The organism is Shinella sp. HZN7, assembly GCF_001652565.1.
Lineage (GTDB): Bacteria > Pseudomonadota > Alphaproteobacteria > Rhizobiales > Rhizobiaceae > Shinella > Shinella granuli.
Window position 1 is genome coordinate 4,447,414 of sequence record NZ_CP015736.1, and the last position, 20,209, is coordinate 4,467,622.

At 66.0% G+C, this 20,209-nt stretch carries 22 protein-coding genes and 1 tRNA gene; 11 read left to right on the forward strand and 12 right to left on the reverse strand.

Features of this window, described 5'->3' with window-relative positions; all coding sequences use genetic code 11:
• Positions 1-164: 164 nt before the first annotated feature.
• Together shn_RS21280 and shn_RS21285 are read left to right on the forward strand one after the other, a co-directional pair.
• A complete protein-coding gene (locus shn_RS21280; protein WP_064332730.1) occupies positions 165-842 on the forward strand; it encodes a FadR/GntR family transcriptional regulator in 678 nt (225 codons plus the stop codon).
• Complete coding sequence (locus tag shn_RS21285) at positions 839-2,116, forward strand: MFS transporter (protein ID WP_064332181.1); 1,278 nt, start codon at positions 839-841, stop codon at positions 2,114-2,116. The genes shn_RS21280 and shn_RS21285 overlap by 4 nt, the downstream gene beginning before the upstream one ends.
• Here the strand turns inward: shn_RS21285 and shn_RS21290 are convergent.
• The 4 genes from shn_RS21290 to shn_RS21305 all read right to left on the reverse strand — a co-directional run bounded on the left by shn_RS21290 (position 2,080) and on the right by shn_RS21305 (position 5,081).
• The gene (locus shn_RS21290) at positions 2,080-2,793 is read right to left on the reverse strand and encodes a 5-formyltetrahydrofolate cyclo-ligase (RefSeq protein WP_064332182.1); all 714 of its coding nucleotides are present in this window, start codon (positions 2,791-2,793) and stop codon (positions 2,080-2,082) included. The genes shn_RS21285 and shn_RS21290 overlap by 37 nt on opposite strands.
• A 47-nt stretch (positions 2,794-2,840) precedes the next feature.
• The gene (metB, locus tag shn_RS21295; RefSeq protein ID WP_064332183.1) at positions 2,841-4,007 is read right to left on the reverse strand and encodes a cystathionine gamma-synthase; all 1,167 of its coding nucleotides are present in this window, start codon (positions 4,005-4,007) and stop codon (positions 2,841-2,843) included.
• Positions 4,008-4,126: 119 nt separating this feature from the next.
• Positions 4,127-4,474 (reverse strand): DUF488 domain-containing protein, encoded by a 348-nt coding sequence (locus tag shn_RS21300; RefSeq protein WP_064332184.1) that lies wholly within the window; start codon positions 4,472-4,474, stop codon positions 4,127-4,129.
• Positions 4,446-5,081 carry a carbonic anhydrase gene (locus tag shn_RS21305; protein ID WP_064332185.1) on the reverse strand — a complete coding sequence of 212 codons (636 nt, stop codon included), beginning with the start codon at positions 5,079-5,081 and terminating at the stop codon, positions 4,446-4,448. The genes shn_RS21300 and shn_RS21305 overlap by 29 nt, the downstream gene beginning before the upstream one ends.
• Positions 5,082-5,441: 360 nt before the next feature.
• Here shn_RS21305 and rnk point away from each other — a divergent pair, with 360 nt between their 5' ends.
• Together rnk and shn_RS21315 are read left to right on the forward strand one after the other, a co-directional pair.
• Entirely contained in the window at positions 5,442-5,864 is a 423-nt protein-coding gene (gene rnk, locus shn_RS21310) for a nucleoside diphosphate kinase regulator (protein ID WP_064332186.1), read from the forward strand.
• 178 nt (positions 5,865-6,042) lie between these two features.
• Positions 6,043-6,549: a hypothetical protein gene (locus shn_RS21315; RefSeq protein WP_064332187.1), complete on the forward strand. Its 507-nt coding sequence runs from the start codon at positions 6,043-6,045 to the stop codon at positions 6,547-6,549.
• A gap of 17 nt (positions 6,550-6,566) precedes the next feature.
• Here the strand turns inward: shn_RS21315 and gdhA are convergent, their stop codons facing one another.
• Positions 6,567-7,922, reverse strand: coding sequence for an NADP-specific glutamate dehydrogenase (gdhA, locus tag shn_RS21320; protein ID WP_064332188.1), 1,356 nt, complete (start codon positions 7,920-7,922; stop codon positions 6,567-6,569).
• 89 nt (positions 7,923-8,011) lie between these two features.
• The gene (locus tag shn_RS21325; protein WP_084438222.1) at positions 8,012-9,163 is read right to left on the reverse strand and encodes an HPP family protein; all 1,152 of its coding nucleotides are present in this window, start codon (positions 9,161-9,163) and stop codon (positions 8,012-8,014) included.
• Positions 9,164-9,412: 249 nt separating this feature from the next.
• On the opposite strand from shn_RS21325, the gene shn_RS21330 reads away from it, so the two are divergent.
• The gene (locus tag shn_RS21330; protein WP_064332189.1) at positions 9,413-9,856 is read left to right on the forward strand and encodes an SRPBCC family protein; all 444 of its coding nucleotides are present in this window, start codon (positions 9,413-9,415) and stop codon (positions 9,854-9,856) included.
• A gap of 41 nt (positions 9,857-9,897) precedes the next feature.
• Positions 9,898-10,377: a VOC family protein gene (locus shn_RS21335; RefSeq protein ID WP_064332190.1), complete on the forward strand. Its 480-nt coding sequence runs from the start codon at positions 9,898-9,900 to the stop codon at positions 10,375-10,377.
• Between the two features lie 9 nt (positions 10,378-10,386).
• Here shn_RS21335 and shn_RS21340 read toward each other — a convergent pair whose 3' ends face one another.
• Positions 10,387-11,292, reverse strand: a complete 906-nt coding sequence (locus shn_RS21340) for a LysR family transcriptional regulator (protein ID WP_064332732.1) — start codon at positions 11,290-11,292, stop codon at positions 10,387-10,389.
• A 222-nt stretch (positions 11,293-11,514) separates the two neighbouring features.
• Here shn_RS21340 and shn_RS21345 point away from each other — a divergent pair, with 222 nt between their 5' ends.
• Entirely contained in the window at positions 11,515-12,552 is a 1,038-nt protein-coding gene (locus shn_RS21345; protein WP_064332191.1) for an aldo/keto reductase, read from the forward strand.
• 3 nt (positions 12,553-12,555) lie between these two features.
• Here the strand turns inward: shn_RS21345 and shn_RS21350 are convergent, their stop codons facing one another.
• The gene (locus shn_RS21350) at positions 12,556-13,170 is read right to left on the reverse strand and encodes a TetR/AcrR family transcriptional regulator (protein WP_064332192.1); all 615 of its coding nucleotides are present in this window, start codon (positions 13,168-13,170) and stop codon (positions 12,556-12,558) included.
• Positions 13,171-13,296: 126 nt separating this feature from the next.
• On the opposite strand from shn_RS21350, the gene shn_RS21355 reads away from it, so the two are divergent.
• Complete coding sequence (locus tag shn_RS21355) at positions 13,297-14,763, forward strand: MFS transporter (protein ID WP_064332193.1); 1,467 nt, start codon at positions 13,297-13,299, stop codon at positions 14,761-14,763.
• 281 nt (positions 14,764-15,044) lie between these two features.
• Here shn_RS21355 and shn_RS21360 read toward each other — a convergent pair whose 3' ends face one another.
• Both shn_RS21360 and shn_RS21365 read right to left on the reverse strand, forming a co-directional pair.
• Complete coding sequence (locus shn_RS21360) at positions 15,045-15,614, reverse strand: hypothetical protein (protein ID WP_145925975.1); 570 nt, start codon at positions 15,612-15,614, stop codon at positions 15,045-15,047.
• The gene (locus shn_RS21365; protein WP_064332195.1) at positions 15,611-16,273 is read right to left on the reverse strand and encodes a calcium-binding protein; all 663 of its coding nucleotides are present in this window, start codon (positions 16,271-16,273) and stop codon (positions 15,611-15,613) included. Before shn_RS21365 ends, shn_RS21360 begins: the two co-directional genes overlap by 4 nt.
• 284 nt (positions 16,274-16,557) lie before the next feature.
• On the opposite strand from shn_RS21365, the gene shn_RS36490 reads away from it, so the two are divergent.
• The 3 genes from shn_RS36490 (at position 16,558) to shn_RS21375 (ending at position 17,727) form a co-directional block, all read left to right on the forward strand.
• Positions 16,558-16,734: a hypothetical protein gene (locus shn_RS36490; protein ID WP_168168940.1), complete on the forward strand. Its 177-nt coding sequence runs from the start codon at positions 16,558-16,560 to the stop codon at positions 16,732-16,734.
• 245 nt (positions 16,735-16,979) lie between these two features.
• A complete protein-coding gene (locus tag shn_RS21370) occupies positions 16,980-17,288 on the forward strand; it encodes a hypothetical protein (protein WP_064332196.1) in 309 nt (102 codons plus the stop codon).
• A gap of 55 nt (positions 17,289-17,343) precedes the next feature.
• Positions 17,344-17,727: a hypothetical protein gene (locus tag shn_RS21375; protein ID WP_133035434.1), complete on the forward strand. Its 384-nt coding sequence runs from the start codon at positions 17,344-17,346 to the stop codon at positions 17,725-17,727.
• A gap of 795 nt (positions 17,728-18,522) precedes the next feature.
• Here shn_RS21375 and shn_RS21380 read toward each other — a convergent pair.
• Positions 18,523-18,607: transfer RNA gene (locus shn_RS21380), tRNA-Leu, on the reverse strand.
• Positions 18,608-18,743: 136 nt separating this feature from the next.
• Complete coding sequence (locus shn_RS21385) at positions 18,744-20,174, reverse strand: phosphomannomutase (protein WP_064332198.1); 1,431 nt, start codon at positions 20,172-20,174, stop codon at positions 18,744-18,746.
• Positions 20,175-20,209 lie beyond the last annotated feature (35 nt).

The window sequence follows — 20,209 nt, forward strand, 5'->3', positions numbered from 1 at the left end:
GAGGGAGAAGGCTGGCAGCCTGCTTTTCTCGACAAGAGTGCCGCAGGTTAAGCCCCTCCTCCTGTGGGGAGGGGTTTCAGGCAGACGTGTTTGCCGATTTCCTTTGACTACCACATGGAAGAGAGCTAGTCATAAAGTCATCCGATGACTTTATGACTGATATCATGCACCCCCTCAACAAGACCAATCTCGCCGATACCGCCGTCGAGGCGATCCGCACCGAAATCCTGGAGCGCCGCTGGGCGGTGGGCCAGAAGCTGCCGAACGAGGCGACGCTCTCGGCCATGCTCTCCGTCAGCCGCGGCACGGTGCGCGAGGCGGTGCGCGTCCTTGCCGCGCAGGGCTATCTCGAGACGCGGCAGGGCTCCGGCACCTATGTGCTCTCGACAGCCGATACCGCGCGCCCGCTCGGCATGGCCCGGCGCGCGGGCCTGCGCGACCAGTTCGAGGCGCGCATGGCGCTGGATGCGGAGGCCGCGCGGCTTGCGGCGCTGCGCCACACGCCGGCCGTCATCGCCGGCCTTCGGGCCCTGCTTGCCGCCCGCGGTCCATACGCGGAAAACGACAGGGCGGATTTCATCGCCCGCGATTTCGCCTTCCACCAGGCCGTGATCGCCGCCTCGCAGAATGCGGTGCTGATCGGCATGTACGATTTCTTCTCCACGCTCATTGCCGAAACCATCGAGGCGACCCTCGGCCAGGACCTGCCGGAACCCGACATGGCCGCCCATGTCGCCATCGTCGATGCCATCGAGAGCGGTGATCCGGATGCCGCCGATGCCGCCGTCCGCCGCTTCATGGCGCCGGTCCTGTCCGCCCTCGATCGGTTGCTGATGTCATGACCCATCTTGCCGAGAACGATCCCGGCGCGATCGACCTGATCGACGCCGAAGCCGACAGCGTGCCGGCGCCCGCGCCGCACCGGCCGAAGGCCGCCGCCGCGCGCTTCCTGCTCGGCGCCAGCCTCGTGCTCATCGCCTTCAACCTGCGGCCGGTCTTTTCCAGCGCCTCGGCGCTGCTGCCGGAAATCCGCGACACGCTCGGCCTTTCGGCCACCGGCGCCAGCCTCCTGACGACGCTGCCCGTCGTCTGCCTCGGCCTGTTCTCGCCGCTGGCGCCGCGCCTTGCCCAGCGCATCGGCACGGAGCGCACGCTGCTCCTCGTCGTCTTCCTCCTGGCGCTCGGTACGGCGCTGCGCGGCCTTTCCTCCGTTCCGCTGCTCTTCCTCGGCACGGCGCTCGCCGGCGCCTGCATCGCGGTCGGCAACGTGCTGCTGCCCGGCCTCGTCAAGCGCGATTTCCCCGACAAGGCGGCGCTGATGACCGGCTGGTACACGATGGCGCTCTGCGCGGGCGCGGCGAGCGCGGCCGGCCTGACGCTGCCGATCGAGCACATGCTCGGCGGCTCGCTCGACGGGGCGCTTGCGGTCTGGGCGCTGCCGGCGCTCGTCGTCGGCTTCCTGTGGCTGCCGCAGGTGCTGGCGATGCGCAAGCAGGCCGCGCGCACCGGCTTCCGGGTCGAGGGGCTGTGGCGCGACAGGCTGGCCTGGCAGGTCACGCTCTTCATGGGCCTGCAATCGGCGCTCGCCTATTGCGTCTTCGGCTGGCTGGTGCCGATCCTGCGCGAACGCGGTCTCGATGGCGTCACCGCCGGGGCCATCGTGTCGGTCTCCGTCATGGTGCAGGCCGCGTCCTGCCTCGTCGCGCCGCATATCGCCGTGCGCGGCAGGGACCAGCGGCTGATCAACGTCGTGCTCTGCGGCCTGGCCGTCGTCGCCCTTCTCGGCCTGCTCTTCGCGCCGCTTTCCACGGTCTGGATCTGGGCGGTGCTGCAGGGCATCGGGCAGGGCGGGCTGATCGCGGTGGCGCTCACCGTCATCGTGCTGCGCACGCGCGATCCGCATGTGGCAGCGCATCTGTCCGGCATGGCGCAATGCGTCGGCTATCTGCTCGCCGCCATCGGCCCGCTGATCGTCGGGCTCATCCGCGGCTGGACCGGCAGCTTCGCCTGGAGCGCCGTGCTCTTCGTGCTGCTCGGCCTCGGCGCGGCGGTCAACGGCTGGTTCGCCGGCCGGGCGCTCTACGTCAAGGCGCGCACGGTGGAAACCTCCGCCTGAGGCGCGGGGCGCACGGCGCCGGTTTCCGTCACGATCAGGTCCATCGCGATGTCGTGCAGTTGCGGATAGATCGTCCGAAGACGCGCGGCGCTGTAGCCGAGGCCGATGACGCGCGGCCGGGCCGGCATGGTTGCCAGCGTCCGGTCGAAGAAACCGCCGCCATAGCCGAGCCGGTAGCAGGCGGCATCGTAGCCGACGACCGGCGAAAGCACGATATCGGGCAGGACGCGGTTACGCTCGGCCGGTATCGGGATGTTCCAGACACCGCGGGAAAGCGGATCGCCCGCCTGCCAGAGATGGAATTCCAGCGGCCGACCCTTCTCGACGACGACCGGCAGCGCCGTGCGCCCGCCCCGCTTGGCGATTTTGGCAAGCAGCGGCCGCAGGTCCGGCTCGCCGCGGAAGGGCCAGTAGGCGCTGACGATGCGTTCCTTAACGTCGCCGATCTCGGCCAGGATGCCGGCGGCGATCGTCTCGCTTTGGCGTGCCCGCATCTCGGCCGGCACGGCGAGGCGCGCGGCGATCAGGCGTTCGCGTTCGTTTCTGCGCCAGCGGTCGACATCCGTCCAGGCCTGCCGGTCGAGCGGGCCGGGCAGGCCCGTGTAGCGGGGATCGACCTCGTGCATGAAGCAGGCCGGCGAGGCGAAGGTGGCGGGAATGTCGTCATCGGCCTCCATCATGTCCTCCCTTTCGACAGTGCAGGGCGATTGCGAATGAAAACACTTCAACAGCCCGAAAGACCGGCTTCGAGCCCGGCCAGCAGGTCGTCGGCATGTTCGAGCCCGACGGAAAGCCGCAGCAGTCCGTCGCCGATGCCGGCCTTGCCGCGCGCTTCCGCCCCCATGTCGGCATGGGTCATGGTGGCGGGATGGGCGACGAGGCTTTCGACGCCGCCGAGCGATTCGGCGAAGGTGAAGCAGCGCACCCCCTTCACGAAGGCCCGCACCGCCGGAACGCCACCGGCAAGCTCGAAGCTCATCATCGCGCCGAATCCCTGCTGCTGGCGCGCGGCGAGCGCGTGGTCCGGATGGTCGGCAAGGCCCGGATAGTGCACGCGGGAAACGGCGGGATGCGCGCAAAGCCGCTCGGCGATCGCCATGGCATTGCGCTCCTGCCCCGCCATGCGGGCAAAGAGGGTCCTCAGCCCGCGCAGCGTCAGCCAGGAATCGAAGGGCGCGGCCGTCGCGCCGGTCACGTTGGCCCAGTGCTTCAGGCCGCGCGCCTCCTCCGCATCGGCGGCGATCACCGCGCCGGCAATCACGTCCGAATGGCCGTTGAGGAATTTCGTCGTCGAATGCAGCACATAGTCGGCGCCGAGCGACAGCGGTTTCTGCAAGGCGGGCGAGAGGAAGGTGTTGTCGACGGCGACGCGCGCGCCCGCGGCCTTCGCCAGCGCGGCAAGGGCGGCTATGTCCACCACGCGCATCAGCGGGTTGCTCGGGGTCTCGATCAGCACCAGCGCCGGGTGATCCCAGAGTGTCGCCTTGAAGGCATTGAGGTCCGACTGGTCCACCAGCCGCAGCGAGAGCTGGCCGAGCGCGGCGCGCGCCTTGAGCAGGCGCATCGTGCCGCCGTAGCAGTCGTGCGGCGCCAGCACCAGGCTGCCGGCCGCAAGCCGCCCGACAAGAAGATCGACGGCCGCCATGCCGCTCGGCGTCATTACCGCGCCGGCCCCGCCCTCCAGCCTGCTGATGGCATCCGCCAGGAGATCGCGCGTCGGATTGCCGACGCGGCCATAGTCATAGGCGCGCGGCGTGTCGAAATCCGCAAATTCGTAGGTGGTGGAAAGGTAGAGGGGCGGGGCCACCGCGCCGAAGGCGGCGTCGCTCGCAACGCCATGCGCCGCGGCAACGGTTTCCGGTTGAACCTCGATCGCCGTTCGCTCGGACATCGATGCCTGCTCCTCATGTTACGAGGAGAAAATGGCCGGCTTGCCGGTCCGTGACAAATGAATTCTCTTGCAGCCTGCCAGCAAGAATCTTGCAGTCATCGCCGGAAGGGGCGGAGGCCCTAGATCCCGTTCCTCAGCACATCGGCCAGCACGGCCGCATGGTTGAAATCCCGGTTGCGCGAGCCGTAGAGCAGCGTGACCGTGCCGGCGGCGATGCGTTCTCTGAGGTCCTCCAGCGCCGGATTGCCCTGCAGCTCCTCCCGGTAGCGTGCCTGGAATTCCGGCCAGCGCTCCGACTTGTGGTCGAACCATTTGCGCAGGGCGGAAGAGGGCGCCACATCCTTCATCCAGAGGTCGAAGCCGGCCTTCTCCTTGGAAAGGCCGCGCGGCCAGAGCCGGTCGACGAGGATGCGTGTCCCGTCCGCCGGATCGGGTTCGTCATAGATGCGCTTGATCTCCACCGGCATGGGCTTGCCCTCCCTGGCCACCTTTCACCGTACATTTGAGATCAGAAAGCAGCCCGTCCTTCAAGCCGTAGACCCAGCCGTGGATGGAAACGTCGCGGCCGGCCTGCCAGGCTGCCTGGAGGGTGGGCGTGCGGGCAAGCCGCTCCACCTGCGCGTCGATCGAGGCCTCGCAGAGCCGGTCGAGGTCGGCATCGCTCCAGGGCGTGCATTCCCGGCATGCGAAGCGCCGGTCCGCCACGTCGCGGACCGGCTGCAGCCAATGGTCGATGAGGCCGAAGCGCTCGCCGCTGACGGCGGCGCGGATGCCGCCGCAGCCATAGTGCCCGCAGATGATGATGTGCCTCACCCCGAGCTGGTGCACGGCATATTCGACCACGGACAGCATGTTGAGATCGGCCGGATGGATGAGGTTGGCGACATTGCGGTGCACGAAGACCTCGCCCGGCTCCAGCCCGGCGATCACATTGGCCGGCACGCGGCTGTCGGAACAGCCGATCCACAGATAGTCCGGCTGCTGCAGATTGGCGAGGCGGTCGAAATAGTCGGCCTTCTCGGCCTTGCGCTCGGCGGACCAGGTTTTGTTCCGGGTGAAAAGGTCCTCGATCATGACATGGCTCCTGCGTGTGGGGATGAGGCGTTCTCCGCCCCAACCTGGCGTCTGTCAAATCGCCAGACCGTCGCAGGGGCGACGTTCGGCCGCGCCGCGGCGGTCCGGCTTGACTTTGCCCGCGCCCTCAAGCCATCATGGCAGCATGACCACGACGCAATCCATCGCCCGGTTCTTGAAACGGTTGTTTCCTCTCGCAGGACACTAGCCCCTCGGCTTGGTCGCGTCGCGCCCCGGCCGTGGGGCAATAGCGGTTTCGTTTCTGCACGAAAACCGCGCCGGAAAAGCGCGACATTCCCCCTGAACTTCGATTTTCCGCGTGCCCGCCGGGCCGCGAAGACCCTGCGCCGTGAGGTTTCCATGACCAAGACCAAGGCCATCCGTCCGCCTGCCATCACCATTGCCCGCTCCGAACACGCGCGCCTGTCGAACCTTGCCGACATGCTGGCCGAGCGCGACCCGCACGCCGCCGAACAGCTCGCCGTCGAGCTCGACCGCGCCAAGGTCGTCGACGACGCCCGCATGGCGCCCGGCATCATGCGCATGGGCTCGGTCGCCGAGTTCCGCATCGACGACGAGCCGCCGCAGACCGCCGAGCTCGTCTTCCCGAAGGATGCCGACATTTCCCGCCAGCGCATCTCCGTGCTGACGCCGGTCGGCGCGGCCCTGCTCGGCCTTTCGGCCGGCCAGTCGATCGAATGGGCCGCGCGCGACGGCAAGGTGCGGCGCCTCAGCGTCATCGCCGTGCATGCGGCGGTGCCGGATGCGGCCGAGGCCTCCTGAGGGTATCTGCCGTGAAGTTCCTGTCCTTCTTCCAGTCCGGGCGCATCGGAGGCTGCCTCGTCGCAGGATCGTGACCCCCTGTGCCGCAGGTGCGGCCAGGGGGCGTCTCCACCATGGGTTTTCAGGCCGCGCTTGCGCGCGGGCAGGATGGAGAATGGCTATGGGACGGGATCCCGCTATGCTCACGGCAAGAGATGGATATGTTCTGGAAAAGATGCTGCGCGACTGGCCGCCGCTGACGCAGGAATGGCTGGCGCTGTTGAAGCGCAAGCTGTCGGGTGGCCTCCTGCCGGCCGGGGCGCGCATCCCCGCCGATCTCGCGATGATCGATGCGCGCGTGACGTTCCGCTGCGAAAGCGGGCTCAGCGATACCCGCACGCTGTGCCTGCCAGGCACCTATGCGCCGGGCAGCGCCTTCCTGCCGGTCACGACCTTCTACGGCCTTGCCTTGCTCGGCCTGCGCGAAGGCCAGGCGATGACCTTTGACCGGCCGGAGGGCCGGCGCGACTGGATCGTCCTGGAAAAGGTGCTGTTCCAGCCGGCAGCCGGCGGCGCCGTGCCGGAAGCGCCGGCAGAAGCGGTCCGCGCGCCCTTCCGGGTCATCGCCGGCGGCCTCACCGAGCGCGCCTTCACGGCGGCCAATGAAAACGGCCCCGGACAGGGTCCGGGGCCGTCGGCTGCCTGAGGCGCGGCGAAGGGCGATCAGATGACGCCCTGCGCGCGCATGGCTTCGGCGACGCGCGTGAAGCCGGCAATGTTGGCGCCGAGCACGTAGTTGCCCTTGGCGCCATATTCCTCCGCCGTTTCGGCGCAGCGGTCGTGGATGCCCTGCATGATCTGGCCGAGCCGTTCGCGCGCCGTCTCGAAGCTCCAGCTGTCGCGGCTGGCATTCTGCTGCATTTCCAGCGCCGAGGTGGCGACGCCCCCGGCATTCGCCGCCTTGCCGGGGCCGAAGAGCACGCCCGATTCCTGGAAGGTCCGCACGGCTTCCGGCGTCGAGGGCATGTTGGCGCCCTCGGCGACGGCGATGACGCCGTTCTTGACCAGCGTCTTGGCGTCCTTGCCGGAAAGCTCGTTCTGCGTGGCGCAGGGCAGCGCCACGTCGCAGGGCACGTCCCAGATCGAGCCCTTGCCGGCCGGGATGAAATGCACGCCGGCCGTCTTGGCGCGGGCATATTCGGACAGGCGCTCGCGGCGCACTTCCTTGATCTCCTTGACGAGCGAAAGGTCGATGCCCTCTTCATCATGGATGTAGCCGCTGCTGTCCGAGCAGGCGACGACCCTCGCGCCATACTTGATGGCCTGCTCCATGGCGTAGATCGCCACATTGCCTGAGCCCGAGACGGTGACCCGCTTGCCCTCGAAATCGGTGCCCCTGGTGGAGAGCATGGCCCGGGTGAAATAGACCGCGCCATAGCCGGTCGCTTCCTTGCGCACCAGCGAGCCGCCATAGCTCAGCCCCTTGCCGGTGAAGACGCCGGCCTCGAAGCGGTTGGTCAGGCGCTTGTACTGGCCGAACATCCAGCCGATCTCGCGGCCGCTGACGCCGATGTCGCCGGCCGGCACGTCGGTGTGCTCGCCGAGATGGCGGTGGAGCTCCGTCATGAAGGACTGGCAGAAGCGCATGATCTCGCCATCCGAGCGGCCCTTCGGGTCGAAATCCGAGCCGCCCTTGCCGCCGCCGATCGGCAGGCCCGTCAGCGCGTTCTTGAAGATCTGCTCGAAGCCGAGGAACTTGATGATGCCGAGATTGACGGACGGGTGGAAGCGCAGGCCTCCCTTGTAGGGTCCCAGCGCCGAGTTGAACTGCACGCGGAAGCCGCGGTTGATCTGCACCTGGCCCCTGTCGTCGACCCACGGCACGCGGAAGATGATCTGGCGCTCCGGCTCGCAGATGCGCTCGATCAGCGCATCCGTCAGGTAGTCGGGATGTTTGGAGACGACGAGCCCGAGGCTTTCCAGGACCTCGCGCACGGCCTGGTGGAATTCCGGTTCGGCAGGATTGCGCTGCAGCACCTGGGCAAGGATCGGTTCAAGCTTCTCGTCGACGGTCGCCATGGCGACACTCCTTTCGTCTCGGTCTCACATCTCTTGGAAAGGCCGCCGGTCTGGCGCCGGCAGGCTCGGGTGACATCGTCCGGGCATGGTCAGATGCCCTGCCCGTGGCCGCCCATCAGGCCCGTCGGGCCGGTCTGGGAGAGGCTTTTCGCGAGCGTGGCCAGAAGATCGGTCTGGGAAATGATGCCCACCACACGGCGCTCCTCGTCCACGACGACGACGGCATGGATGGAACCGTCCGTCAGCCGCGGCAGGAGGCCGATGGCCGGGTCCGAGGGGCGGGCGGTCGCCGCCTCGGAGACGGGCAGATGGGCGTTCGGCGCCATGGCGGCCAGTTCCCGCAGCCCCACGGTGCCGAGAAGGCGCCGGTCGGCGTCGAGCACGGGCAGCGTGCGGATGTCGTGATCGAGCAGGAGGCTGCGGGCCTCGTCGGCCGTCGCATCGCGCGCCACCGTCACCACGTCGCGCGACATGATGTCGGCCGAGGTCAGGTCGCCGCGCTGGCGCAGCAGGGCCTGCTGTTCGACCTGGCGCAGCAGCGTGTCGAGGTCGGCGCGGCTGATGTCCAGCGTCTCGTTGAGGCTGGCGATGGCGGCGTCGATGTCCTCGGTGTTGAAGCCGACGCGGAAGGCGGCCGGCGGATCGGCGGTCTTGTGCGTGTTGACGGGCGTAATCGTCTGGCGGTGCGGATATTGCCGCCCGGCCAGCCGGTGGAAGATCATGCCGAGCGCCACGAGGATCAGCGAGTTGATCGCGATCGGCACGAGCGGAAACCAGAAACCCGCCCGGCTGACCGCCGCCCCGCCGATAACGGCGGTGAGCGCGGCCGCCCCGCCGGGAGGATGCAGCGACCGGGTCAGCGACATGACGAGGATCGCCAGCGCCACGGCAAGGCCGATGGCGATGGCCGGATCCTTCACCAGCGTGGTGACGGTGACGCCGACAAAGGCGGAGATCGTGTTGCCGCCGACGATCGACCAGGGCTGGGCGAGGGGACTGGCGGGCACGGCGAAGAGCAGGACCGCGGAGGCGCCGATGGGCGCGACGATCAGCGGCAGATGCGGATCCTGCCCCATGACGAAGCCGCAGACGAGCCCGGTGAGGCAGATGCCGATCAGGGCCCCGAGGCAGCCGATCAGCCGCTCCTTGAGCGTGGCGCCGGCAAGAATCGGTGCGAACAGTCGAAATTTGGACAGTTTGCCCGTTCTGTGGGCATCGTGTTGAGGCGGGGCCACGATGATCCTGACCGTAAAAAGGCAGATGATTATTTTGCAGGCTTATGTGCCTATCGCGCGCATGACGCAAGGGCGCAGCCGGAAGATTCTGTTTTGCCGGAAGGGAAGCGAAACGGCCCTGGTCGCGCACCGATGGCAAACTTGTTCCGACGTCATGTCGGACTCCCCCTGCTTCGTTCGTCTTAACTGCATCGGGCGGCGATTGGCTGTCCGCGAATCGAACAAACCGATGAAACCGAACCACAGGAGAACACCATGCCCAGCACGATCCGCCTGCACCGCGTCATCGCCGTCAAGCCCGACAAGCTCTATCGCGCGTTCCTCGAACCGGACGCGGTGGCAAGCTGGCTTCCGCCCTACGGGTTCCTCTGCTCCGTCCATGAGCTTGATGCGCAGGCCGGCGGCCGTCACCGGATGTCGTTCCGGAACTTCACGACAGGCGAGAGCCACTTTTTCGGCGGCACCTATCTGGAACTCGTCCCGGGCGAGCGCCTCGTCTACACCGACAGCTTCGACGATCCCAACCTGCCGGGCGAGATGAAGGTCACGGTGGAGCTGAAGGCCGTCTCGGTCGGCACGGAAGTGAACATCGAGCAGCAGGGCGTGCCGGACATCATCCCCGCCGAGGCCTGCTATCTCGGCTGGCAGGACTCGCTGGACAAGCTCACGAAGCTCGTCGTGCCCGAGATCAACCAGTAGCCACGGCGCTTGGACCGGAAGGAAAAGGAAAGGAAAAGCAGATGACGATCGCCAAGAACACCATATGCCTCTGGTACGAGAAGGATGCCGAGGCCGCGGCCAATTTCTACGCCGAGACGTTTCCCGACAGCTTCGTGGGCGCGGTCCACCGCGCGCCCAGCGACTTCCCGTCCGGCAAGGCCGGCGACGTGCTGACGGTCGATTTCACTGTCGCCGGCATTCCCTGCATCGGCCTCAATGGCGGACCTGTTTTCAAGCACAGCGAAGCCTTCTCGTTCCAGATCGCCACGGACGATCAGGAGGAGACGGACCGCTACTGGAACGCCATCGTCGGCAATGGCGGCGAGGAGAGCGTGTGCGGCTGGTGCAAGGACAAATGGGGCATCTCCTGGCAGATCACCCCACGCACGCTGACCGAGGCGATGGCCGCCGGCGGCGATGAAGCCAAACGCGTCTTCGAGGCGATGATGGAGATGAAGAAGATCGACGTCGCCGCGATCGAGGCGGCCCGGCGCGGCTGACGCGCCGGATCAGGACACCTTTCCATGGTCCGTGAGAAAGTCGAGCAACGCCCGGACGCGTGAGGGAAGCGGGCCGCCCTGGCCGACATGGACGGCATGGAAAGCCTCCTTCCCGCCGGCATCGAGATGGTGGAGGACCGCCACCAGCCGTCCGGCGGCGATGTCTTCCCGCACGGTGAAGGCGGCAAGGCGGGCGAGGCCGGCGCCGGCCAGCGCCAGATGGCGCAGGCCCTCGCCGTCGCTCGCCTGCACGCGGCCCGTCGCCGGCACGACGATGGTCTCGCCGTCTTCCCGGAGCGGCCAGCCGTCGACCGCGCGGGCATAACCGAAGCCGAGGCGATTGTGCCGTTCGAGATCGGCGATGGAGCGCGGCTCGCCGCAGCGTTCCAGATAGGACGGCGCGGCAACGATGATCAGTGCCGTCTCGCCGAGCTTGCGCGCGACGAGGCTGGAACTTTTCAGCGGCCCGGCCCGGATCGCGACATCGGTGCGCTCCGCCAGAAGGTCGACCACCGCGTCCGTTTGAACGATATCGAGCGTGACGCCCGGATGGAGTCCCAGAAACGCCGGCAGCGCGGGCGCGAGGATGTGGTTGAAGTAGGAGGCGCTGGTATTGACGCGGACGCGCCCCACCGCCTGTTCGCCGGCGCCGGCCACCCGTTCCGCATCCTCCAGATCGGCAAGAATGCGCGTCGCCCGCTCATAGAAGGCGCAGCCTTCCGGCGTGAGCTGGAGCTGGCGTGTCGAACGGTTGAGCAGCCGCGCGCCGAGCCGGGATTCCAGCCGCGCGATCAGCTTGCTGACCGCCGAGGGCGTCATGCGCTCGGCACGCGCGGCAGGCGAGAAGCCGCCGAGCTCGACCACGCGCACGAACACTTCCATCTCCCCGGACCGGTTGTGATGCGGGCTTCCCATGTCCTGCCAGATCCTTTCCAGAACTTCGCCCGGCAGGCCGCTGAATTTTCGAGTGCCGGCTCCATGGGCATTCATTAAATTCAATTCATGAATGCTGTTCCCAAGCGCAGGCTACTTCATCCAATAAGCAGCGTCTATCTTCCAGGCAAGGAAACATCATCGAGGCGGGCAAGCATGCCCGCTGACGCCCGCCTGCAATCCCCTTCCCTAAGGAGCTTCCTCATGGACTATCGCCCCCTCGGCAAATCCGGCCTCAAGGTGCCGGTCCTCAGTTTCGGCGCGGGCACCTTCGGTGGCGCCGGCCCGCTGTTCGGCAATTGGGGCAATTCGGATGCCGCCGAAGCCCGGCACCTCGTGGACATCTGTCTGGAAGCCGGCGTCAACCTGTTCGACACGGCCGACGTCTATTCCAACGGCGCTTCGGAAGCCGTGCTTGGCGAAGCGATCAAGGGCCGGCGCGATGCGGTGCTGATCTCGACCAAGACCGGCCTGCCGATGGGCGACGGCCCGAACGACGCGGGCTCCTCCCGCTTCCGGCTGATCCGGGCCGTCGAGGATGCGCTGCGCCGCCTCCAAACCGACTATATCGACCTTTTGCAACTGCACGCCTTCGACGCCGGCACGCCGGTCGAGGAAGTGCTTTCGACGCTCGATACGCTGGTGCGCGCCGGCAAGGTCCGCTATGTCGGCGTCTCCAATTTCTCCGGCTGGCAGATCATGAAATCGCTGGCCGTCGCCGACCGCCATGGCTGGCCGCGTTATGTCGCCAATCAGGTCTACTACTCGCTGGTCGGGCGCGACTATGAATGGGATCTGATGCCGTTGGGCGCGGATCAGGGCCTTGGCGCGATGGTCTGGAGTCCGCTCGGCTGGGGACGCCTGACCGGGAAGATCCGGCGCGGAACGCCGTTGCCCGAGGGCAGCCGCCTGCACGAGACCGCCGGCTTCGGCCCGCCGGTGGAGGACGAGCATCTCTATCGCGTTGTCGATGCGCTCGACGCCATAGCCGAGGAAACCGGCAAGACAGTGCCGCAAGTCGCGCTCAACTGGCTGCTGCAGCGCCCGACCGTCTCCTCGGTCATCGTCGGCGCGCGCAACGAGGAACAGCTTCGCCAGAACCTCGGCGCGGTCGGCTGGAGCCTGACACCAGAGCAGGTGGCAAGGCTGGACGAAGCCAGCGCCGTCACCGCGCCCTATCCCCATTTCCCCTATCGCCGGCAGGAGGGCTTTGCGCGGCTCGATCCGCCGATAGCCGGCTAACGGTTATCCACGGCTCCTGGCGATCATCGCCACGATGACCTCATACAGTTCGGCCTGTGCCTGCTCGACCGTGATCTCGCCCGTTGCGGCCGCATGGGACAAGGCGTCGGCCGCACCGAGCATCGCCCAGAAGCCGGATTGCAGGATGCCCTTTTGCCCCGTGAACGGGGCCAGGGCCTTCCGGCATTTTTCGATGAACACCAGTTGATAATCGCGTTTCACCGCCTCCAGCTCGGGGGAGCCGGCAAGCCCGGCCAGCACGCCGGGGATCTCGCGACCCTGGACAAGCACACATTCGACATAGGACGAGGCGATGACCCGCGCCGTTCCTTCCAGGGTCGGTTCGCGGGCCTCGAGCGCGGCGTCGATCACCGCCGTCTGCTGCGCGTCGAAATCCTGATAGAGCGCGGTCAGCAAGCCGTTGCGCGTGCCGAAATGGTCGTAGATCACCGGCTTGGTGACACCGGCCTCCTCCGCCATGCGCGGCAGCGTCAGCGCGTCGGTGCCTTCCTCGCGCGCGAGCCGCCACGCCACATCGAGGAGCTGGCGCTGCCGCTGCTCGCGGCTGAGGCGAACGCGCTTCGCGGCGATCTGACCGTCATCGGGCATGCTTGACATCTCTATATACCAAAAGTAACTTACCAAAAGTATATAGAAGAGACCCTTCCAACGCAACCACTCGCCGGCCTTGCCCGGCGAACGAAGCGGCACGCCTGCGCGCCGCTCGCAGAGGATCCGTGCCCGATGACCGATATGACACTTCCCCGCTCCGTGGATCGAAACGCATGGCTCGGCCTCATGGCCGTGCTGCCGCTCGTCCTGCTCGTCGCCATGGACGGCTCTATTCTCTATCTCGCCATGCCGCACGTCACCTCCGCGCTGCGGCCGACCGCCGACCAGGCGCTCTGGATTCTCGACATCTACGGCTTCGTGGTCGGTTCGCTGCTGATCGCCTTCGGCAATATCGGCGATCGCTACGGGCGGCTCAAGCTCATCATGGCCGGCGCGGTGATCTTCGGCGTAGGATCGCTCGGCGCGGCCTGGTCGCAATCGCCGTCGATGCTGATCGCCGCACGGGCCCTCATGGGGTTGGGCGGCGCGACCCTGCTGCCGTCCGGCCTTGCCATCGTCAGCGCCCTGTTTCCCGATCCGCGTCTGCGCGCGCGGGCCATCGGCATCTTCGCGGCGACGTTCGCGGCCGGGTTTGCCGTCGGTCCCCTTATCGGCGGCATGCTGCTCCGCCAGTTCGCGTGGGGCGTCGTCTTCCTCATCAACGTCCCGGTCGTGCTCGCCTTCCTGATCGTCGCGCCGATCCTGCTGCGCGAGGTGCGCTCGACAACGTACGGCCGGATCGACCTGCCGAGCCTCCTGCTGTCGTTCATCGGCATCCTGCTGTTCACATGGTCGCTCAAGACCGCCGCGGCCGAAGGCCTTACGGCGATGCAGCCGGCAGGCGGGATCATCGGTATCCTCGCCCTCGCGCTGTTCCTGCGCCGGCAGACCCGCATCGACTACCCGCTGCTCGATCTTAGCCTGTTCCGGGATCGCATTTTCTCCATAGCGATCCTGACCGGCCTTCTGTCCCTCGTGGTCTGGTCCGCAGCCAGCTACCTGTCCGGCATCTACCTGCAAACGGTGCTCGGCTTCGACGTGTTCACGACCGCGCTGCTCACGCTGCCGGGAGCCATCGTGCTGACCGCGACCTGCGTGGGCACCGCGCGTATCGTGGAGTGGATCGGCCGCAAGGCGGCGCTCGTGGCGACGCATCTGCTCATCAGCGCCGGCGTCTTCATGCTGCTGCTCACCAGCGCCGAGGCCGGCGTCGCGGCCTTCATCGCCTCGACGGTCATCGCCGGCATCGGCTACGGGCTGTCGTTCAGCCTCGTCGCCGAGGTCGCGGTGTCGGCGGTTCCGGCCGAGCGGGCCGGCGCGGCCGGATCGATCGCGGAAACCAGCAACGAGTTGGGCAATGCACTCGGCATCACCCTGCTCGGATCGCTGGCGGCCCTCAGCTTCCGCCTATTCGGCCCCGGCGTGGCGGGCACGCTCAATGAAACGCTCGATCATGCGGGCATCGCCCCGGAAGCCGCGGCGCAAGCCAGGGAAGCCTTCCTCGCCGGCCTGCATATCGCGGTCGGCGCCGGCGGTCTGCTGACGCTGATCGCCGGTATCGTCGCGTGGCTCTGGCTGCCGAGAAAGCTGCCGGAATGAAGCCCGGCCAGCGCCAATGACGACCGACGGCTTGCCGGCCTCAGGCAGTCTTCTTGCCTTCGGGGCCAAACTGGCCCGGCACCTTCCAAACCCGCGCGACAATGACCATGTGACAGTCCACATCATGGCTTCGTCAGCAACGATCTCGTCGAGTCATTCGCCGAGTGCGAAGCGATTGCACAGGGTATCGGTCGGTGGGATCCGAAGACCCAGACGCACATGAGCGCGCTTCCTGCAAAACAAGCATCCCCGCGCCAAGGAGCGTCACTGGCATTTACCGCCTATGCTCGCTCCAGATAAATCTGGCAGTTCTGACGGCTTGCTTTGCCGGTGATTGTGTTCCCGTCGATTTGGACGATGTAGTCGTAGGTATCGGCCCGCGCGGTGACTATGGCGTAGGAGTTTAGCGTGTCCTGGGTGGGCAGCGGGCTTATTTGTGCCTCGTCCGTCCCGCGTGCCGCGCCGCTATAGCTCCATTTTCCTTTCCCGATACGGCCGTATTGTTCCTCGACGGAAAAGGTGATGGTAAACTGGCGTCGTCCGCATGCGACGGTGCCCAGCCACGTGCCGATCAGATCGGTATTTCGGTCTGAAACCTCTTCCTTGGCCCTGGCGCCGCGCAGCCTTGCAAGCTCAGCCTCCAGTTCCCGTATGATAGCGCGCAGCCGGTTGATCTCCTGTTGTGGGTCATCCTGGCTTGTCCTGGGGCCGCCCGGACCGCTTGCATCGAAATCCTGCGTGAAACCTTGTGCCGTTCCGACTGCGGCGACAAGGCCGATGATTTGGCAGATGGCGCAAGAGCGTTTGAATATCAATGGGAGACGGGAGTTAATCGTCCTGGAACCGTTCATGCAATGATGAACCAATCCGAACTGACGTCGGCCATGTCGATGCCCTTTAGGGTGACCGAGCCACCTTCGGAGAGATCGAGCACTGCGGAGCCAGCCTTGTTCTCGCTGACCGTATATGTTTGCCCGCGAAGGTCGATGAGGTCTGTACCGGCCTTGAAGTCGCGGATTGTATCGTTACCCTCCCTCTTGCCAAATATGAAGGTATCCGCGCCTGTGCCACCTGAAAGTGTGTCGTCATTACCCCCACCTCTCAGAGAGTCATTTCCGGTCCCGCCGGACAGGATGTCCCGCCCCTTGTCGCCGAAGAGTTTGTCATCCCCGGCATCCCCCTTGATGGCGTCGTTGCCAGCCCCACCTTCCAGCTTGTCGTTCTCTGCTCCGCCGGAAAGCTTGTCGTTGCCGGCATCTCCCTTGATTACGTCGCGGCCGCTCCCGCCTTTGATGTTGTCGTTGCCGGCATTACCGTGAAGCTTATCGTCACCGCTGCCCCCGTCGATGTTGTCGTTGCCCTTTCCGCCTTTAACAACGTCGTCGCCGCCTCGGGCTCGGATGATGTCGTTGCCACCGCCGCCCTCGAGCCGATCGTCATCTTCCGTGCCTTGAATATTTTTGCCTTTTGCTCTGACAAGCTCCAGGACTTCATTCCACAACGTTGACATTACCGCCTCCCCGCGATCGAAAAATCGACCTGGGAAGGTAGAGCAGACGTTATGAAACAGTCAGTTGGGCAAGGGGCGTATCCCGGCATCCATTCGACGTAGCAGCCGATGGTATCGAGGTGAACCGCACGACAACGAGCAAATTCTTCGCTGAAGTATCGAGCCCGCGCTTCCCACCTAACCAATTTTCTTCTTCAGCCCATTCGGTCGAGCGCGCCAGAGGCGCCTCGCATCGGGGAACAATGCTGGCAGCGGGCGGTTGGTGTGTCAGAAAGGAGACTGCCATGGCCAGTGACCCGAAGGACCCGAAGAAGCCCCTGGAAGTTCCCCCAGAAGAGACACCAGACTCTTTGCCCGATATTCCGGAGCGCCCGATTGAAGAGCCCGGGCCGGATGTCGTGCCCGAAGAGGCCCCGGACATTACGCCCGTGCCGGGTGAGGAAGTGCCATCGAAAATGTGATGCCGCCTGGATCTCCGGCATGCTCGGCGTTCTAAGTTCCCCACCCGGAGGGTACCTCTCTCCGGCCGCCCATGGGGGGCGCTCGCGCATGCCGGCGGAAATCCTCTCCTTTCTCAACCGTGCGGTATTGTCGTCGTGTGGTTTGAGAGACCGGCTTCTATAGGCGTCCGTCGCACTCTTGCCTTTGGCCATGGCCTGCGGCAAATCTCTCGTGCCGGCATTTTCAGGACTGGCATTGGATACCCATGAGCGACAAAATCTTCGACACACTGACCGGCATGTACTTCACGGTCGACGACCTCGATGGAAGCTATGGCACCGGGCAGGTTATCCGCCTTGCTGCCGAGAGCATCTATTTCGTGCGCTTCGACGGCAATGAAGTGGCGCTTCCTTTGGAACTCGTGTCCCTTGGCGAGATGCTGGAGACCACGGAGGAAGGCTACAAACTCTGGCGGTTCTTCGACACGATCGAGGAAAGGGACAAGTGGATCGAATGGCTTGATGCCCCATCGAAGCCGCGCGTCATCTCGCTCGTGAAGCCGACCAAGGAATAATCTCGACTCCCGCGGTCACACGTTCCATTCTTCCCTGGTCGAACAGGGGGAGGTGTTGCGTCATGGCTCGGCAGATTGCGCTTTGCTTCGTCATCGGCGTCGTTGCCTACGCCTGCTTCTGGATGGCGTGGCATTGGTTTTAAGGGAGGCCGCCATCTCGCCCTACGGCAAAGGGCGGATGCCTCGCCTCCTTCTTCAGGCGCTCCGCTGGGTGTATGCTCGGTCGATGGAAAGCCTCTCTCGATTTCACCTGGGCCAGGACGAGAATGGCGCTTGGCACGTTGTAGACGCCAAGCGCGGTGGGCCTGCTGAAATCCAGGTCGACGGGAAGTTCTATCTTCTCTGGGGCATATCCAAGGTTGAAGCTGAGAATTGGTCCCTACTGCTCAACCAGATCATCCAGCTTCATGGCGAGAGGCAGGACGGACAAACTCGTTGACTAGCCAGCAGGAGCGCACCGGTAAGCCGGACCCGTGTGCTCGACTTTGAAGAGCATCTTCTCGACCTCTGCGGCGTTGAGCCTGGGTTGCAGCCTTCGTTTCGCTTCGTCTACGAAAACCTGATCCGGCACGTCGGATACGGTCGTATAGATCGGGACAAGAGCCAACAGTTCACGCCCCGGATGATCTCGATAAGCCCTTACGACTGATAGGTTCGTCATTTCGTTCCCCTACGTCTAGAACGGCAGTGCACCACCTGTCTGCATCGTAAACGCGTGGCGGTAAGAGCTTATTCGAGCGCAGGGGAGCTTCGCCTTCCAGTGTTGCCCTATAGTCACATAATGGAGTCTTGCGACCAGTACGCGTGCGCGAGGGGGAAGCCCTCGGTGCGAAGGCAAGAATTTTCGGAGGCCGTAAAAGGGCGGGAACCGGTTGGTCCGGTATCAATATGCGAGGGCGGGCGGCATATGCCGCATCAATGGGCGAAACAAATTACGGGTTGCGCAAGGACGATTTCCGATTGCAATGGCGTGTTGACGTGAAGGAACGCCAATCGTCACCACTAAGGCCGCCCGAGGCCTATTGCAGTCCCTTTAGGGATGATTCGCCCTATCTGGCAATCCCGGACAAGCGTGACAAAAGCTCATCAAGGCCAAGCCTGAATGCTCGCCGCCTCGGTAACGAAACTGCAAGCAGTGTCCTGTCGTAATCTTCTAGGGGGGGCTAAAAGGTGGACTGGCCAAGTTGGTAGCGTGCCTGTCCAATTGCATTCATGCGCATTTCTGCGTTTGGAATGGTGCCCAGAAGAGGACTCGAACCTCCACGCCTCGCGGCACAGGTACCTGAAACCTGCGCGTCTACCAATTCCGCCATCTGGGCGACGGAGAGGCATGTAGAAGGACCGCTCGCCGGTGTCAACAGGCTTTTTGAAGTTTTCGCAACAGCTTGGCAAAAACTGTCTTTTCCACGAAAGCCGGCGGCGGTTTTGTGGGGAGAGGCGGGGCGGGGGAAAGGCTCAGTGGCTCACGGCCCAGGCGCGGATCCGTTCCAGCCCGGCCGCAAGCAGGCGCGCGGCGGCGGCCTCGCTCTGCGCTTCCACGTAGCAGCGCATTTCCGGCGCGTTGCCGGAGGGGCGGAAATGGATGACGCTGCCGTCCTCCAGCGTGACGCGCAGCCCGTCGATGTCGCTCACTTTCGTCGGAACGCCGATCGGCGCGAGGAAGGCGGCCAGCGGTCCGGCGCCCGAGCGCAGGTCCGCCATCAGGGCCGCGCTGGTCTCCACCGGCATGTTCTCCAGGCGGTCGCTGGCCGCGGCCGGCAGGGCGAAGCCGGCGGCGATCGCCGAAAGCGGCCGCCCTTCCGCCGCCGCGAGCGCCAGCACGGCGAGCACCGGCATCAGGCTGTCGCGCGTGGGCAGCGCGGCGAGCGTGTGGCCGTTCACGGCAAAGGGGGTCGCCGTCAGCGTGCCGCCATTGGCCTCGAAGCCGGCGACCGCCGTCCCGCCGGCCGCGACCGCCGCACTCATGGCGGCGATCACGAAGGGCGAGCCGACCCGGGTGCGCAGCACCGTGCCGGAAACGGCGGCCTCGATGCCCGAATTGGAGGTGACGGGTGTCGCGATCGTCGTGGCGCCGAGGAAGCGGCTGGCGATGAGGCCGACGAGGTCGCCGCGCAGGGGCGTGCCGGTCTCGTCAGTGACGAGCGGCCGGTCGCCGTCGCCGTCGGCGGAGATGATGGCGGCAAGCCCGTGCTGCACGGCCCAATCCCGCAGCAGGGCGATCGTTTCCGCGGAGACGGCCTCCGTGTCGACGGGAATGAAGCGCTCCGAGCGGCCGAGCGAAACGACATCCGCGCCGTAATGGGCGAGCACGGAAACGAAGAGGTCGCGCGCCACCGTCGAATGCTGGTAGACGCCGATGCGAAGGCCGGCCAGCGCCCGCTCGGGCAACAGCGTGCGGTTGCGTGCGGTGTAGAGCGCCATGGCGGCGTCATGAAGGTCGTCGGCGGTTTCCGGCGTGGCGGGAAGGTCCGTGCCTTCGTTGCGAATCGCCGCCGCGGCCGCGGTGATGGCGGCCTCGTCCGCCTTGTCGATCTCGCCGTCCGGCCGGTAGAACTTGATGCCGTTACGGTCGGCGGGAATGTGCGAGCCGGTCACCATCAGGCAGGCCGCCTTGCGGGCAAGGCCGAGCAGGGCGAGCGCCGGCGTCGGCAGCGTGCCGCAGTCGCGCGGGCAAAGGCCGGCCTTGCGGAGGGCCGCGATCGCGATGGCCGCGATGGCCGGGCTGGAAGGGCGGAAATCACGGCCGATCAGGATCTCGTCGCCCTGCCGCGCCCTGCCGGCGGCCAGCAGATGGCGGGCAAAGGCGGTGGCATAAAGTGCGGTGGCCGGCCCTTCGAGATCCACGGAGAGGCCGCGCAGGCCGCTGGTTCCGAATTTCAGGCTCATGCGGTCACCCCATGTCTCTTGCCGTCCGGTCCTGT